General features: G+C 67.8%; 18 protein-coding genes and 3 pseudogenes. 11 read left to right on the top strand and 10 right to left on the bottom strand.

Annotated elements, in window-relative coordinates; genetic code table 11:
* Positions 1-185 precede the first annotated feature (185 nt).
* On the bottom strand, positions 186-1,337 hold the full coding sequence (locus tag AB0D44_RS09005; protein WP_362586654.1) for a HEAT repeat domain-containing protein: 1,152 nt from the start codon (positions 1,335-1,337) through the stop codon (positions 186-188).
* A 313-nt stretch (positions 1,338-1,650) separates the two neighbouring features.
* Here AB0D44_RS09005 and AB0D44_RS09000 point away from each other — a divergent pair, with 313 nt between their 5' ends.
* A complete protein-coding gene (locus AB0D44_RS09000) occupies positions 1,651-2,049 on the top strand; it encodes a hypothetical protein (protein WP_362586651.1) in 399 nt (132 codons plus the stop codon).
* Here AB0D44_RS09000 and AB0D44_RS08995 read toward each other — a convergent pair.
* The 5 genes from AB0D44_RS08995 to AB0D44_RS08975 all read right to left on the bottom strand — a co-directional run bounded on the left by AB0D44_RS08995 (position 2,031) and on the right by AB0D44_RS08975 (position 4,792).
* Positions 2,031-2,483 carry a hypothetical protein gene (locus AB0D44_RS08995; RefSeq protein ID WP_362586649.1) on the bottom strand — a complete coding sequence of 151 codons (453 nt, stop codon included), beginning with the start codon at positions 2,481-2,483 and terminating at the stop codon, positions 2,031-2,033. The two genes, AB0D44_RS09000 and AB0D44_RS08995, sit on opposite strands and share 19 nt — an antisense overlap.
* 42 nt (positions 2,484-2,525) lie before the next feature.
* A complete protein-coding gene (locus AB0D44_RS08990) occupies positions 2,526-3,353 on the bottom strand; it encodes a DUF4253 domain-containing protein (protein WP_362586646.1) in 828 nt (275 codons plus the stop codon).
* Between the two features lie 91 nt (positions 3,354-3,444).
* Positions 3,445-3,831 (bottom strand): hypothetical protein, encoded by a 387-nt coding sequence (locus AB0D44_RS08985; protein WP_362586644.1) that lies wholly within the window; start codon positions 3,829-3,831, stop codon positions 3,445-3,447.
* Positions 3,832-4,163: 332 nt separating this feature from the next.
* Positions 4,164-4,532 carry a site-specific integrase gene (locus tag AB0D44_RS08980; protein ID WP_362586942.1) on the bottom strand — a complete coding sequence of 123 codons (369 nt, stop codon included), beginning with the start codon at positions 4,530-4,532 and terminating at the stop codon, positions 4,164-4,166.
* The gene (locus AB0D44_RS08975) at positions 4,529-4,792 is read right to left on the bottom strand and encodes a hypothetical protein (protein ID WP_362586954.1); all 264 of its coding nucleotides are present in this window, start codon (positions 4,790-4,792) and stop codon (positions 4,529-4,531) included. The genes AB0D44_RS08980 and AB0D44_RS08975 overlap by 4 nt, the downstream gene beginning before the upstream one ends.
* 133 nt (positions 4,793-4,925) lie before the next feature.
* Here AB0D44_RS08975 and AB0D44_RS08970 point away from each other — a divergent pair, with 133 nt between their 5' ends.
* From AB0D44_RS08970 to AB0D44_RS08945, 6 genes are all read left to right on the top strand, one after another.
* Positions 4,926-5,765, top strand: coding sequence for a helix-turn-helix domain-containing protein (locus tag AB0D44_RS08970; RefSeq protein WP_362586641.1), 840 nt, complete (start codon positions 4,926-4,928; stop codon positions 5,763-5,765).
* 79 nt (positions 5,766-5,844) lie between these two features.
* A complete protein-coding gene (locus tag AB0D44_RS08965) occupies positions 5,845-6,315 on the top strand; it encodes a cupin domain-containing protein (RefSeq protein WP_362586638.1) in 471 nt (156 codons plus the stop codon).
* Complete coding sequence (locus tag AB0D44_RS08960; RefSeq protein WP_362586636.1) at positions 6,312-7,031, top strand: GDSL-type esterase/lipase family protein; 720 nt, start codon at positions 6,312-6,314, stop codon at positions 7,029-7,031. Before AB0D44_RS08965 ends, AB0D44_RS08960 begins: the two co-directional genes overlap by 4 nt.
* An 808-nt stretch (positions 7,032-7,839) precedes the next feature.
* Positions 7,840-8,331: a DUF2975 domain-containing protein gene (locus AB0D44_RS08955; RefSeq protein WP_362586634.1), complete on the top strand. Its 492-nt coding sequence runs from the start codon at positions 7,840-7,842 to the stop codon at positions 8,329-8,331.
* Entirely contained in the window at positions 8,331-8,552 is a 222-nt protein-coding gene (locus AB0D44_RS08950) for a helix-turn-helix transcriptional regulator (RefSeq protein WP_362586631.1), read from the top strand. Before AB0D44_RS08955 ends, AB0D44_RS08950 begins: the two co-directional genes overlap by 1 nt.
* Before the next feature lie 128 nt (positions 8,553-8,680).
* Positions 8,681-8,953, top strand: a complete 273-nt coding sequence (locus AB0D44_RS08945) for a barstar family protein (protein WP_362586628.1) — start codon at positions 8,681-8,683, stop codon at positions 8,951-8,953.
* 20 nt (positions 8,954-8,973) lie between these two features.
* On the opposite strand, the pseudogene AB0D44_RS08940 reads toward AB0D44_RS08945, so the two are convergent.
* Both AB0D44_RS08940 and AB0D44_RS08935 read right to left on the bottom strand, forming a co-directional pair.
* Positions 8,974-9,249 (bottom strand): annotated as a pseudogene (locus tag AB0D44_RS08940) (transposase); the annotation flags it as partial.
* Positions 9,250-9,275: 26 nt separating this feature from the next.
* Positions 9,276-9,503: pseudogene (locus tag AB0D44_RS08935) on the bottom strand (IS21 family transposase); the annotation flags it as partial.
* Between the two features lie 125 nt (positions 9,504-9,628).
* Between AB0D44_RS08935 and AB0D44_RS08930 the strand changes: the two are divergent.
* Positions 9,629-10,174, top strand: a complete 546-nt coding sequence (locus AB0D44_RS08930) for a helix-turn-helix domain-containing protein (RefSeq protein WP_362586625.1) — start codon at positions 9,629-9,631, stop codon at positions 10,172-10,174.
* A 61-nt stretch (positions 10,175-10,235) separates the two neighbouring features.
* On the top strand, positions 10,236-10,628 hold the full coding sequence (locus AB0D44_RS08925) for a DUF6463 family protein (protein ID WP_362586622.1): 393 nt from the start codon (positions 10,236-10,238) through the stop codon (positions 10,626-10,628).
* 308 nt (positions 10,629-10,936) lie between these two features.
* Here the strand turns inward: AB0D44_RS08925 and AB0D44_RS08920 are convergent, their stop codons facing one another.
* On the bottom strand, positions 10,937-11,638 hold the full coding sequence (locus tag AB0D44_RS08920; protein ID WP_362586620.1) for a 2-phosphosulfolactate phosphatase: 702 nt from the start codon (positions 11,636-11,638) through the stop codon (positions 10,937-10,939).
* 110 nt (positions 11,639-11,748) lie between these two features.
* On the opposite strand from AB0D44_RS08920, the pseudogene AB0D44_RS08915 reads away from it, so the two are divergent.
* A pseudogene (locus AB0D44_RS08915) lies at positions 11,749-11,938 on the top strand (ATP-binding protein); the annotation flags it as partial.
* Positions 11,939-11,989: 51 nt separating this feature from the next.
* Here AB0D44_RS08915 and AB0D44_RS08910 read toward each other — a convergent pair.
* Positions 11,990-12,517 (bottom strand): GNAT family N-acetyltransferase, encoded by a 528-nt coding sequence (locus AB0D44_RS08910; protein WP_362586617.1) that lies wholly within the window; start codon positions 12,515-12,517, stop codon positions 11,990-11,992.
* 823 nt (positions 12,518-13,340) lie between these two features.
* Between AB0D44_RS08910 and AB0D44_RS08905 the strand changes: the two genes are divergently transcribed.
* Positions 13,341-13,696 (top strand): hypothetical protein (locus AB0D44_RS08905; RefSeq protein ID WP_362586614.1); only part of this gene is annotated, 356 nt, incomplete at its 3' end.

The following is a 13,696-nucleotide window of genomic DNA, read 5'->3' as shown; positions in this document are numbered from 1 at the left end:
GGAGGCGTTCACCGGGCACGGTCTGCCGGCCCCGTGGACCTGTGCCCGATGACCACCGTCCTGGCCACGGCGCGCGAATGGCTGGAGTCCTGGACGGATGTGTCCGGGGTCGAAGGCATCTTGCAGCCAGGTTTGGCATTGACCGATTGACCGCTATGTTGCCGTGTCGACGGTCAGCGTCGAGCTCAGGTCGATGCGGTGCGCGCGCGAATGCGGTGCGCGGTCCGCAGTCCCTGCTTGGCGGCGGTTGCCACGAGGCCGCCGAGGGTGGTTCTGGCGAGGTCGTGGGCGGCGAGGCGTTCCAGTGCCGGCAGGGCCCGGTCGTCGGCGGTGGAGCCGAGAGCGCGACAGGCCAGTGCTCGGAGGTCCGGGTCGGGATCGGTGGTGAGGGCGATCAGGTCGTCCACCACCGCCGGGCCGAAGGCAGCGATCGCTGAGGCGAGATGGCCGGCCTTCGAGTTCCGGCGTTCCATCATGGCCTGCCAGAGCACAGCGAGTGCCCGGTCGCCGCCGATTTGGCCGAGCGCCAGGGCGGCCCTGCTGCGTACCCGGGTGGTCTCGTCGTTCAGCCGGGCCGTCAGGGCGGGAACGGCGGCGTGTTCCTCAAGGAGGCCGAGCGCCTCGCAGGCACCCTCGCGGACCATCGGATCGGGATGCTCCAGCAGGGCGGTGATCAGCGGAACGGCCCGGCGGAAGCCGAGTTCGGCACAGGCGAGCGCCGACCACCGCACCCCGCGGTGCCCGGTGTCGGCGAGTGCGCGCAGTAGGCCCGGTTCGAGGCTCGCGTCGCCGAACAGGGCGATCCGGTTGAGTGCCTTGGTCCAAACGGTGACATCCCGCGTTTGGTGGTCGGAGGCGACCTCGGACAGGGCCGCCCGGGCCTGCGGATGGCCGAGCTCGGCCCACTCCAGCAGGGCATCGATCGCCCGCAGCCGGATCGTGCGGTTCCAGCTCAACTCGGCGGCGTGGACGGTGACGAGGGATGTCGGCCCGTCCGGCGGGTGGCCGAGTGCGTCCCCGAGCGGGCCGGCGAGCGGTGGTTCGACCTCGCCCAGCCACAGGGCCAGTGGGCCGATTCGGGTGCCGACGTCCGCGTCGTAGCGGCCGTCGCCCCGCAGGTTCGCGGCCAGCTTGGCGACCGTACGGAACAGCAGCCATGCGCGGTCCGATGGGGAGTCAGCGAGGGCGTCGAGTCGGCCGGACATCGCCGCGGTGACGGCGGTCGGCGGGCGACCGGTGGCCTCCAGGACCGCCTCCGCCCAGGCGAGGGGCTCGCCCTGACGCTCGTAGAGCTGGCGACCCCACAGGCGGAGGACGGCGTCACGGTGGTCGGTCATCCCAGGATCGTTCCAGCAGGGAACACCGACAGCCAACGGCTTTTCCTCGCGGTCGGTCGGATACCAGATCATCTCGGCATTACTCCGGCAGTTTTTTGTTACGAGCACCCTCAACGGGCAGCGTCCCCCTGGAGAATCGTGACCGCCAGGGTGGGAGGTACCTGACGCTGATCATGCAGATCGCGGGGAAATACTTGATCGTTGACATGCCGGTCTCCAGCTCTACCAGTCACGACCGCCGATGTCTCAAAGTCCTGCGCAGGTCACGCCGAATCCTGTGGCAACGCCTGTGTTCGGTCTCTACAGTCGCCGCGTGGCCACCGAAGACGAGAATCCAAGCCAGCGCGACATCACCGCGATGCTCAAAGGCCAGACCAGTGCCTGCAAGGCAGCGCGCGACGCCATCGCCGCCGACGGCGAGGTCATGCTCTACGGCGGACAGCCGCCACAGTGGATGGTCCTTGGCGTCGCTGCGACAAGGCTGAGGCGGTCGTTGAAAATCGGCCTGACAACCCTCGGCCTCGACGAGACCGTTGAGATCCTCCGTGCTCGGCACTGCGAGGAGCAACTGCGTACGGGCAACATCGTCGCTGCAGACCGGTCCTGGTTCTTCACCCTGTACTTCGACGCGACCGGGGCCGAGCTCCTGGCGTGCAGCGGCGTCAAGAACGAGCGCCCCTCGCGGAGGGACGGTCAGAAGCTCCAGCTGTAGAGGCCGCCACCCGTATTCACCGCTGACGCTGCGAGGCGGGCAACGCCTTGCAGGACAGCCAGCAGGTCGTCGTCGGTCATGTCGTCTCCGTCCTCGGATCGGAGGCGCGTGGTCCAGCGGGCTGCAAGCTCTTCCAGCTCGGCGGGACTCGCGTTGGCCAGCGCCCGGGTCAACCGCTGCGGCAGAGCGAACACCTCGACGCCGTCGTTCAAGGGGGCAGTGACCCACTCTGGCCACGCCCACCCAAGGAGCTGCTCAACCGGCGGGGCATCGGCCGAAGGCTCCTCGAAGTAGATGTCCCATTCGGCGATGGCACTGTCCGGCTCAATGAAACGGCAGGTCACTGACTCAAAAGCCTCGCCAGGTCCCCGCGGGCGCGTCGCAGCAGCGGTCTTGTCGTCGGCGGCGAGGAAGAACACTATGTCGTGGGCCATCTGAGCATGATGGCAGCCCGCCGAACCGACGCGGGTCGGCTTTCAGTCCCACCAAAACGTCCAGTGGGGGTTACCCACCAGAGCTTCCTCCGCGTAGACGCGGATGCTTTCGTACCCCTGCCAGATGTTGTCAGGGCAAAACGCAAAGTGCTCCGCGGCGACCGCGAGAGCTTCATCCAGCGTCTGGGGAGGGGCTGCTACCGACAGGTCCAGCCGCGCGTACGACAGGGCAACCACCCGGACTCCGAAACGGTCCTCCCAGGAACGGAGAACGGCACACAGCCGGGCCACATCGTTTTCGTAGTTGACCGGCCCTGACCAGCCAATTGCCGCGAGGAGGTCCGCAGCCCGGCCCACCGGGACCAACGCCAGCCGAGGGCTCTTGAGCGAGTGCCCGACCAAAGCCTTGGCCACGTCCGCGGCAGTAGTGTCCGGATCTGCCGCTGTCCTCCCTGGCGGCGCAAGCCCAGGCCAGCTACCGGTGAACGGGGCTATTGTCTCGCCCGCGTCCTCGTCGTCTTCGTTCTCCTCGGTTTCCGATGCTGCAGACTCCCAAAAGTCCTTGAGGACCTCCTCGGCATGATGGCCGCCGGGGTCCGATATCATGCCGGGATCCAGCGCGCCGTCCCACCACTCCTCGATACCGGATTCATCCTGGAGAAGTACAGGCTGCAGTCCCACGTCCCGGGCCGGCACGTACTCGGCCCACGTACCGGGCGCTGCCACCCCTTCGGCCACCCAGAGCAGCGGCTCAGGCCAAGGACCATCGTTGGTCTCGGTCACGAGTGAGCCCGGCGGCAGGCTAAGACCCAGGCTTCCGCCCATGGGGTCGGTCAACATCGCCGTCAGCGGCTTGGAATGTGTCGTCATGGACGGTGAAGGTATCGGCCCCCACCGACAGACCTCAGCTGGCCCAGGACGACAGCTCGCTGGCGCACCTGGTTGGTGGCGACGGAGTCGGTCATCCGGGGCGGCGGGGCAGTGGGGTGGCAGCGCGGGCATCGTGAAGGGCGGCGCGCAGGAGACCGTTGTCGATGCTCAGGCGTTGGATGGCGGCCATGGCGAGTTCGAGCTGTTCGGCGAGGTCGCGGTTGTCCCGTCGCAGCAGGGCGTTGTTGGCCTGGACCTTGCTGTGGGCGTCGGCTGCGGGCGCGCCGCTTGGCGTGCGCGCGATGGCGGCGAGCTCAGCACGGATGTCTGGGTAGTTGCGGCGGAAGGTCGTGTTGGCGAGGCCGAGGCGAGTGGCGAGGGCCAACACGCTCGGACGTCGGCCCGTCCCGGACGTCAGGCTGTCGATGGCGGCGTGGACGTCGGTGCGGCTCGGCAGTGGGTCACGGTGGGCGGTCACTGGGCAGCCCTGTTGGCGGTGAGAAAGGCGTGGCTCGCGTCGCGGCGCCGAGCCAGGCCGGCGTTCAGCAGAGGTGGGAGGACGGGCTGGCGCGGAGTCGGTGGTCGATGCGGTCGGCCTCGGCGGCAAGGGTGGTGGTGTTGTCGGCGGTCAGCGCGACGTTCGGCATTCCAGCGGTTGGCAGTCGTGCGGGACTGGACCCGCTCGGCCTTCGGGGGCGGAGCGGGGTCGACACAGTGCCTTTTCCGGGTTGAAGACGCAGGTGACGTAGGTGCCGGGGTAGACCTCGGGGTCGTGGCGGGCCAAGACGCGGCGCAGGCGGGCCGGGTCGGTCACGACGGAGCCGGTGAACCCGGTGCGCGCCACACCCGGTAGGAGACCGGCGGCAGCCACTCCACCCGCACGGCCCCGGTATCCCGCGCGTACGTCGCCGGCCGCTGCTCGTCCGCCGTCCGGCGCGACAGCTGCGCGCCAATCCGCAGGCGCCTGGCCACCTGCTGGATCGGGCTCGTCGGTACGTGCCCGGCACGCACCGCCCACCTGTAGAAAGCGTCGACCCCCGCCACTTCGCGGTTCCACGTCGACCCGGCGATGCGCGGCCCGTCGCCGTCCCGGCGCCGCCAGGCCAGGTAAGCGAGGTGGTCCTCCTCGGCCGCGTCCCGCCAGCCCCTACCGCGCCGCGATACCCACGGGAAGGTCAGGAGCGCCGCCAGGTCCCGGGCGTAGCCGAACTGGCGTTCACCGCGTGCATCCGCATACCCGGCGATTGAAAGAAGCGGTTCAGGACGACGTCGTATTCGAACACCGGCGAGATGAGGAACGGCGTGCCTGCCTCCAGGCCTGCCTCGCGCAACCACTCTGCCCGGTTCGCCGTCAGCAGCCGTACATCGAAGGGAAGTCCGTCTGGAGGGAGGTCGAAGTCCTCCGCCGTGGCCCGCACTCGCCACGCGTTCACGACCATGGCGCTAGGCATATGGTCAGTGGCCGATTGTGCACAAGGCATCGTGGCCAAGGGCATGAACCAGCCCTACAGGCCCTCGGCGCGGCTGGACCGAGGTCCGCCGCCGCGACAAGAGGCTCGTACACTGACGAAAATGGAGGACCATACGGCCACCGGGATCGGTGCACGTCCGGCGCCCGCATTGCGGCAGTACGTCGACTCGTATATCGGTTTCGACCTCCGCGGGATCCCGGCGGGGGTGCACTGCGGCCCGCCGAGCCGCGCGCTCACTGCGGTGATCAGCCTGTCAGACCCTTTGGAGGTGGCGGCAGGCGTTGACGACGGGTCACCGGTGACCGGATTCAGCAGTGTGGCCGGCGGTCTGATGTGCCGGTCCGTCGCGATCCACCACGACGGGCGCCAGCATGGTGTGCAGGTATCGCTGACCCCGCTCGGGGCCCGGGCCATCTACGGCATGCCCGCCGCCGAGCTCGCCCACCGACTGGTCCCACTTGACGAGCTTCTCGGAGCGCTTGGCGTCGAGCTGGTCGACCGGCTCCGAGCGGCGACGACATGGGCGGCGCGGTTCGCGGCGCTGGACGAATTGCTCCTCCGAGCTGTCGGCCGTGGCGCCGGCGGCGACCGTTTGAGCCGGGTGCGCCCCGAGGTAGGCGAGGCGTGGCGCCGCCTCGTCGGCGCGCGGGGTTGCGTCCAGGTTGGTGCGGTCGCCACGGAACTCGGCTGGAGCCGTCGGTACCTCACCGAGCGATTTCGCGGTGAGGTGGGTCTGTCGCCGAAGACCTTCGCCCGAGTCTTGCGCTTCGAGCACGCGCACGAACTGGCGGCGGCGCGCGACCCGCTCCCGTGGGCCGATGTGGCAGCCGTCTCCGGCTACGCCGACCAGGCCCATCTCGTGCGGGACTGGCGTGAGTTCACGGGCCGATCGCCGACGGCCTGGCGTCGCAGCGAAATCCTCCTCGGAGCCGGGGAGTAGCCAACCGTCCGCCCGTCGCGTCGGCTTCTCTTCCCTTTTCTTCAAGACCGCCCGATCGCTGCCGTGGACGATCGTCGGTATGAGACTCGTCAACGACGCACGCAATGCCATGGACCTGCGGACCACCCCCGTGCACCTCGGACTGGGATCGAGAGCGAAACCCGTCGAGGGCTTCGCCTGGGACCCGGAGGTGCTCCAGGCCTACAGCGCCGCGGTCGCGGCAGATGGCGCCGAGGGCCGGATGGTGATGATCTTCGACGGTGACGGCCCGGGTGACCATTGGGAAAGCCACCCTGCAGGCGACGAACTGGTCGTTTGCCTCAGCGGGGCTGTGACGGTCACCCGCGACGTGGACGGGGTGCCCGACCGTGTTCTGCTCGGGCCGGGCGAGGCCACCATCAACCCGGCCGGGGTATGGCACGTGGTCGACATGGAGGGACCGACGTCCATCCTGGCCATCACCGCGAGCCTCGGCACTGACCACCGTCCTCGGACCGACACCCGCCCGACCGAACGCATCGGCACGCCCGGCCTGGAGGAAGCGCCGTGACGACACGCATCGCGTGCCTCGGGGACAGCCTCACCCGCGCGCAGTTCAGCGTCGACTACCTGGATCTTCTCGGACGACGTCACCCTCCCGGTGACGTGCAGCTTGCCCGTTTCGGCGCCAACGGCGACTTCGCCTACAACCTCTTGCAGCGCCTCGATGCCGTCGTTGCGGACCCGCCCGATGTGGTCACCGTGTTGATCGGGACTAACGACGCCCGAGCAAGCCTTGCCGGCTACCCCGTCGAGCAGGCCATGAAGCGCAAACAACTCCCGGATCGCCCGTCAGCCGGCTGGTTCCAACAGTGCCTGGGGGCCGTCGTCGCACGGCTGCGAGCGGAGACCGACGCGACGATCGCTCTGCTGTCGCTACCCGTGCTCGGACAACAACTCGATGGCGCAGCGGCACAGGCATCGCAGGCATACAGCCAGATGATCGCCGAGGTCGCAGCCACCAACGAGGTGGCCTACCTTCCGCTCCACGAACGCCAGCTCGGGGAACTGCGCCAAGCGGACCCGCCGCCGATTCCATACCGGGAGGTGACGCCCGCGGCGGTCGCCGGCGTCCTCGTCCAGCACGCAGTGCTGCGCCGCAGCCTCGACACGATCTCGCGGCGGCGAGGTCTCGTGCTCACGACCGACCACATCCACCAGAACAGCCGCGGCGCCACCCTTATCGCTGAGGTCATCGACGCCGGTCTGCTGACCCAGAGCGCATAGCTGGTTCCGGCGTCCGGCCAGTCGGATGCCATCTACCGCCGGCGGTGCGCCGGCGTCGGCGGGGGAGAGGGTGACGTTGCAGTTCCCGGATCGTTCAGCCGATGTGAATGATGGATTCCGTTTTGCTGGGGGTCTCGGGCTCCCGTGGTCCGGGCAAGGTGAGCCTGCGCGGCGTGGGCCCGCGTGACAACGACACGCAACGTCGTGGCAGGGCGCCGGGTGTTGGTGCAGACCCACCGCGGGTCGCTGGTCCGGGACCGGTTTTCCCGACCTGGTCAAGGTCATGACCAGTGGGCTACCTGCCCGGATACCGTGGCTGGTCTGTTGACTGCACCAAGTTGGTGAACCGCTGATCCTCCAGGTGGTGGGTGCCGACGAGCTCGGCTTCAGGCCGCCACCCCGGTCTCCACCGCCACCGGTGGAGACCGGGGTGGCGGCGTCCCCACACTGTCACCGGAGCCAGCAGACCACGCAGATACCCCCGCATCCGCCACCGCAGATCCACCCGGGGAAACCGACCCGCCACCCGAGCGAACACAGCCCCCAGCTCCGCCGCCCACGCCTCGGCATCCATCCCCACCATGATCCGGATAGCGACAGAAGCCAGCTCAGGACACGAAGTCTCACTGGAGTATGAGCGAGGTCGACTTCGGCGAGATCGAAATTCTTCGCATCGCGCCACGCCGCAGGGGTGGGCGGCGGCATCACGTTCATGGCGCGAAACCACCGCTCACCCCTCCAGCCCAGCCCTTGTTGAATCTATCGAGATTCGATAGATTCCAGTCGTAACTCGATGGAAGGACGGGGCATGGGAAAGCTGACAGTGTTCGCGCTGCGTGCTGTGCTCGTGGTGGTGCTCACCGGCACGGTGTTCGTACAGGTCTTGATGGTGTGGGCGCTGGTCAGTGGGAACGACCCGGAGGACGGGTCACTCCCACTGACCCCGCTACGCGTGATCACGATCCTGGGCATCGGGACGGCCCAGGTCGCCCTGATCTGCGTATGGCGACTGGCAACGATGGTGCGATGCGGAACCGTGTTCTCTCACGCCGCCTTCCGATACGTGGACGGCATCATCGGCGCGATCGTTGCAGCTGCCCTGGTGTGGTTCGCGGTCACGGCCATCAATGCGCCCGGCCAGAGGGACGACCCGGGCGTCACCCTCATCATGGGCGGGATCGGCGTGGCTATCCTGGGAGTCGCGCTCATCGTGCTCATGCTGCGGATGCTGCTCGCCCAAGCCGTCGCCCGCGACGTCGAAGCGGCGCAGATGCAAGCCGAGTTGGACGAGGTGATCTGATGCCGATCGTCGTCGACATCGACGTGATGATGGCGCGGCGGAAGATGTCCGTGGGCGAGCTCGCGGACCGCGTGGGGATCACGCCCGCCAACCTGGCGGTACTCAAGAACGGCCGCGCCAAGGCGGTGCGCTTTGCGACGCTCGCCGCGCTCTGCGAGGTACTCACGTGCCAGCCAGGCGACCTGCTTCGCTGGGAGGCTGAGGACGCCGCGGGCGAATGAACGGTGCCCGCCGTTCGCTCTGCCCGGCAAGGCCGTTCCTTCCGCTATCTCGCGGCCGGGCGACTAGTCTAGAGCCGGTCTCTTTGACCAGTGAGTGCCTCGTGGTGGGGGCTGGTCAGTCTGCTGCGATGACGGATAGCGAGCTGGTCGTTGACCTGCGTGGTCGGCTGATCGCGACACTCAACGACTTCTGGGATGCGGTGAGTGAGCCGTGCGGGCTGCCGGAGTGGTTCGGCCGGAACCTGGACGCGTGGTCGGACATGATCGAGACCCGGGGCATCTCTGAGGTGATCGACAGCCACGACCGGCATCTCTTCGGTGGGGACCGGCGGGAGGCAAACGTCTTGGCCGGCATCGTTGACAGAGAACAGAACCGGCTCGTCGTGCATGGGTTGACCTGACGAATCCTTCGGAGCCTGGCTCAGCGCCGGGTCCAGGTGAGGATGGCAGCAAGGTGGAGTGCGGCCTGGTAGGCGATGGCGAGCTTGTCCGTCCGCATGGCGAGGACGCGCCACTGCTTGAGTCGGGCGATGCACCGCTCGACGGAATTGCGCTCCTTATATGTCTCGGCGTCGGAGCCGGGCGGCCGGCCTCCGGCGCGGCCTCGCCGCAGGCGGTGGCCGATGTGGTGGGCGGGCTGCGGGATGACCGCACGGATGCCGCGTCGATGCAGGTGCCCGCGGATCGCGCGGGAGGAGTTGTCGGCATGCGGACTCTTCTCCCGACGCGGGCCCCGCGGCCGATCGCCCGCGGGTGGGTGGCCAGCAGCGTCTCACCGTTGGCGTCCGCGATGGTGGAATGCAGCATGACCTGCGATTGCGTGGCCCAGATCTCCACCAGCTGACGGGGTCGGACCTTGCGGGCCGGCACCGAGTAGAGGTTGCCGCCGAAGGCGACCAGGCAGTCCTTGCCGACCGGCCGCAGGTGCCGTTCGGCCACCAGATACGGGGTTCCGGCAGAGGCTTTGTGACGGAGCAGGCCAAGTCACGCTCGGCTGTGTAGCCGGAGCCCCCCCTTGGCGGGGCGCTGAAGCCTGCTACATTCTCCATACAAAACAGTATGGTACGGAGCGGATGATGACGGACACCGGTAAGGAACCGTGGCTGGCGGAGGGCCTCGCCCTGCTCGCGGAACAGGGCGCCCAAGCACTGACGCTCGAGCGGCTCTGCGAGCGCCTCGGCAAGACCAAAGGCTCCTTCTACCACCACTTCGGCTCGGTGCCGAAGTACCGGACGAGCCTGCTCGCGTACTTCGAAGCCGGGTTCACCGCCGCGATCATCGAGGCCGTCGAGCGGTCCGACGCCGGATCCGGGCGGGAAAAGCTGGAACGGCTCCTGCTGAAGGTGGCCTTGCGGGACGGCCCGGAGCTGGAGATCGCCATGCGGGCCTGGGCCAAGCAGGACCCTGAGGCCAAAGCCGTCCAGGCGCGCGTCGACGAGACCAGGACCGCGTACCTGCGGACCTTGTGCGAGCAGGCCGGCTTCGCCGATCCGGAGCGCATGGCGAAGTTGCTGTACGTGGTCCTCATCGGGGCCGGGCATCTGACGCCGCCGCTACCGCCGGCCGAGGTCGTCGCCATGTACGAACTCTTGTTGTCGTCCAACCAACCGGAAATCGGTTGATACGCCGGATCCCTTGAAAGGAACCAGCATCATGACTCTTTCGGTCCATTCGGAATCCCCGATGCCAGCTGCGAGCGGCCTGCTGAGGTGGGTTCCGAGACTGCTGCTCGTCGCCGCCGGGATGCACTCGATCGTCGCCGTCGTCGGCGCGTTCAGCGTCTGGGGCGACATCACGAAGGCCGGCGTCATCGGCGCGGTCGGCTCCCACGACGACCGGGCCTTGGTGCTGTGGTTCACGGTCTGCGGCCTGGCGCTCGCCGCGTTGGGCACGCTCACCCAGTGGATCTTGCGGACTGTAGGCAGCCTTCCGCGCCAACTCGGTTTTTGGCTGCTGGCTATGGGTGCACTGATAGCCGCGCTCCAACCGGCGTCCGGCGGATGGCTCGTCATCGGGATCGGCGGGCTCGCACTGGTCGCAGCTCGGCAGAACGGGGAGAAGACAAATGTGGCATGAGGTCGTGGGTGCGATCCCCGCGGTGGCTCTGGCCGCGATCGGGGGTGCTGCACGTTATCTGAACCCCCGGCGGTCTGCCGATATCAGGCGCGCCACCGAGACGCCACGTCGTCGGCCCGGCCGTCCGGCCCAATTCTCGAAGCCACGGGCAACCTCCCTCTGCCGGGATACTGGTGCTGACCCTGGAGCGTGCCCTGGACGCCGCGCAGCAGCCAGGGACTCGGCTGTGCTCCCTGTGCGGCGTGGGCCTACGAACTGACCCCCGTTGCCCGGATGCTGGCTCTGGCATGGCGAGAGCTGGCCAGCGATCAGATCGGAGTCTCGTCGGGCAGCGAAGGTACGCCGCACGGACGGAGGGTCATGAGTGAGTCTTCCAAGGTCGCCACCATGGCAAAGGGGAACCGGTCAAGCTCAAGACAGAGTGCGACGTCGTCAGGATGGACTCCTTGACGCACACCGCCCGCCAGCTCGGCGGCGGCGCGCGACTCTGCAGCGCGGCGGAGGAACTCAGCTGCATCCGTCCCAGCTTCGGTGGCCCTCCGAGCGATGTATTGAGCGCACGCCAGGTCTTCATCGGCCTGCCCATCCTCGCCAGTGACTACGAACGTGACCCTGTCACTCTTGCGTGTCCGCAAGAGCCGAGCCGTTGCCTCCGCCACCACGAAGCCGGCACACAGCACCAGTGACGCATCCTTGACCGCGAGGGCGCCGACTGTCCCTGCCGTGGTTTTCTGCACAACGGTCCGTCCGCCAAGGTCAATAGACTGCAGCAGGCCCGGCGAGTTGACGGTGTCGAACCCAGGTGCAGGCGGACCGTCTTTGAGCGCCACCCAATCCGGGTGGCGAGCCTTGAGCGCCAGGGCTTCGTCCAGCGACTCAGCAAGAACGATCTTCTCCGCTCCTTGGCCAAAGGCCCAGGCGGCCACCGTGAAAGCACGCATGACATCGACTACGACTGCCACGGGCGGGGCTTCGACCAGCTCAGGGATGCCAAGGAAACGAGCGTCCATCCGGTCATGATCGGGCATGCCCGACCCGAAGCAGCCGGACAGTGGTGCGTATCACATCGGCAGTGAAGGTGGGGGAGTCACCGCCTGAACCTGCTGCTCACCCCAACGGGAAGAACAGCGTTGCCATCGCCGTCAATGAGTCGTTCGGAGGGGTGGACCGGGACGTTCACCGATCCGCGGCTCTGTGCGGCGATCGTCGACCGGCTCGGCTTCGGCGGGAACCTTATGGAGACCGGCACGGAGTCCTACCGGCTCGCCAGCACCCGGGCCGCCCAAGTCCAGGACGCAGCCGCAGACTGACGTCGACCACCATCGTCCGCCTCAGCGGGCGTGCCCCCTGGCCACAGTTGCTCAGCCGCCCGCTGTCGGCCCACAAGTCTTCTCGAGGAGCGTGAACGACTTGGGTGCACCGCCCGGCTGCGGCTTGCCTGCTTTGTGGCCGACGACCCGGTAACCGGCCTCCAGGTAGTAGGCGTTCAGGCGCGCGTTGCCAGCCAGGCAGTCCAGACGCACGAACGCTCGCCCCGCCGCAGCAACGCGGCGCTCCGCAGCACGCAGCAGAGAACGCCCCGTCCCCGGCTTGGCGCTGCTGCGGTCCACCATCAGCCGATGCACATAGCCGGCCACCGGCGGCTGCGGTCCCCAAGCATCCTCGTCTTCCCACCACACTTCCCAGGCTCCGGCCACGCGGCCATCGGCCTCGGCGAGCCAGACCTCACCATTCGCCATGGTCTTGCGGAAGTGGTCCTCGTCCAGCTGGCCGGGCTGCCACTGGCCGGTGATTCCCTCGGCGAGCATCCAGCGGGCAGCGTCGTCGCGCAGACGAACGAGAGTGGCGAGGTCGGCGTCGTCGGCGAGGCGGAAGTGCAGATCGTTCACGTCGCGATCTTCGCACGGACCCGTACGAGCGCTCGACGCTATCCCTCCACGTTGAGCGCAGGCGTTGTCGGTTCTCGGGTCTGGCACAGATCTTGGGAGCCGTCGCGGAGCGTCATCTCGGCGTGCGATTGCGGGGTCTCGGGCTCCTCACGGGCATCGCTCAGGGCCGCCACTGCCGTGCATCCCCTGGTGCAGGGGCGGGTCCCCGACAGGGGAAGTCCGCCATGCCAGCCATTTGTCCCCTGATGCAGGTTCAGGCGCCAGTCCCATGTGGGTGCAGCCCCTGGACCAGGGGATGGTGGCGAAGGAGGCCGATCGTGATGCCGGCCGCCGCGGCCCGTGACCGGCCGAACTGGCTGCCGTAGACGTGTCACTCGGGCGACGACGGCATGTCCGGACCGCTGCTACGTCGAGTAGACGGGGCCAGCTCCTCCGCGAACTCCGCCGCTGCGCTGGTTCGTTCCTGGCCGAGCTTCTGCCTGCTCAGCCGCTGGCTTCATTGAAACGGCGGCCGCCTGCAGAGCAAGTTCACCCATTAGCCCATCTGGATTCATCTTGATGCGGACATGGCCAGACGGTTACTCATGTTCTACCTCACCGTTAGGTAACGCTTAGTCAGTTCCATGCCGCATACCTAATGATATGTCAGATTTGGCCACTGCCTCTGGTCGTATGTTTTGACTGCGCTATGAACCTCGAGCGCTTAGGAACATTCCCTGGGGGGATTGTGAATCTCGTAAGCAAGTCGAGAACGCCATGGAGGCGCTCTCGACCAGGTACTTCGGCCAGCCTCGGGCTCACCGCAGCCGGGCTTGCCGTCGTCATGTCGGTCTCGATGCTGCAGGGTGCCGAGCCGGCGATAGCCGCGCCGTCAGCCAACGCCGGTACGGCGGACGCAACGGCGGCTGCGGACATTGCCTCCGCGCGCGTGGCCGCCCGTCTGTCGGGCAAGCGGGTCGAGGCTTTGTCCGAACGAACAGAGACGACCACCACGTGGGTCAACAAGGACGGCTCGCTGACGTCTGAGGTAGCTGCTGGTCCCATTCGCTTCAAGGACGCGGCTGGCCAGTGGCGTGACGTAGATGTGGACCTCACCAACGCCCCCGACGGCTCGGTGGTGTCCAAGTCACACCCGCAGGGTCTGCGGCTGTCCGGGAAGAAGGGGACGAAGGCCCAGTC

The sequence above is a fragment of the Streptomyces sp. NPDC048349 genome (genome assembly GCF_040651925.1).
Classification (GTDB): Bacteria; Actinomycetota; Actinomycetes; order Streptomycetales; family Streptomycetaceae; genus Streptomyces.
Note: the sequence above shows the minus strand (reverse complement) of the source record. Positions and strands in the feature narration are given on the sequence as shown.

Excerpts from the sequence above, each read along its gene's own strand:
- AB0D44_RS09005 (WP_362586654.1), bottom strand. The coding sequence starts at position 1,337 with ATGACCGACCACCGTGACGCCGTCCTCCGCCTGTGGGGTCGCCAGCTC.
- AB0D44_RS08995 (WP_362586649.1), bottom strand. The coding sequence starts at position 2,483 with ATGGCCCACGACATAGTGTTCTTCCTCGCCGCCGACGACAAGACCGCT.
- AB0D44_RS08990 (WP_362586646.1), bottom strand. The coding sequence starts at position 3,353 with ATGACGACACATTCCAAGCCGCTGACGGCGATGTTGACCGACCCCATG.
- AB0D44_RS08975 (WP_362586954.1), bottom strand. The coding sequence starts at position 4,792 with ATGGTCGTGAACGCGTGGCGAGTGCGGGCCACGGCGGAGGACTTCGAC.
- AB0D44_RS08970 (WP_362586641.1), top strand. The coding sequence starts at position 4,926 with ATGGAGGACCATACGGCCACCGGGATCGGTGCACGTCCGGCGCCCGCA.
- AB0D44_RS08965 (WP_362586638.1), top strand. The coding sequence starts at position 5,845 with ATGAGACTCGTCAACGACGCACGCAATGCCATGGACCTGCGGACCACC.
- AB0D44_RS08955 (WP_362586634.1), top strand. The coding sequence starts at position 7,840 with ATGGGAAAGCTGACAGTGTTCGCGCTGCGTGCTGTGCTCGTGGTGGTG.
- AB0D44_RS08950 (WP_362586631.1), top strand. The coding sequence starts at position 8,331 with ATGCCGATCGTCGTCGACATCGACGTGATGATGGCGCGGCGGAAGATG.
- AB0D44_RS08945 (WP_362586628.1), top strand. The coding sequence starts at position 8,681 with ATGACGGATAGCGAGCTGGTCGTTGACCTGCGTGGTCGGCTGATCGCG.
- AB0D44_RS08930 (WP_362586625.1), top strand. The coding sequence starts at position 9,629 with ATGACGGACACCGGTAAGGAACCGTGGCTGGCGGAGGGCCTCGCCCTG.
- AB0D44_RS08925 (WP_362586622.1), top strand. The coding sequence starts at position 10,236 with ATGCCAGCTGCGAGCGGCCTGCTGAGGTGGGTTCCGAGACTGCTGCTC.
- AB0D44_RS08920 (WP_362586620.1), bottom strand. The coding sequence starts at position 11,638 with ATGGACGCTCGTTTCCTTGGCATCCCTGAGCTGGTCGAAGCCCCGCCC.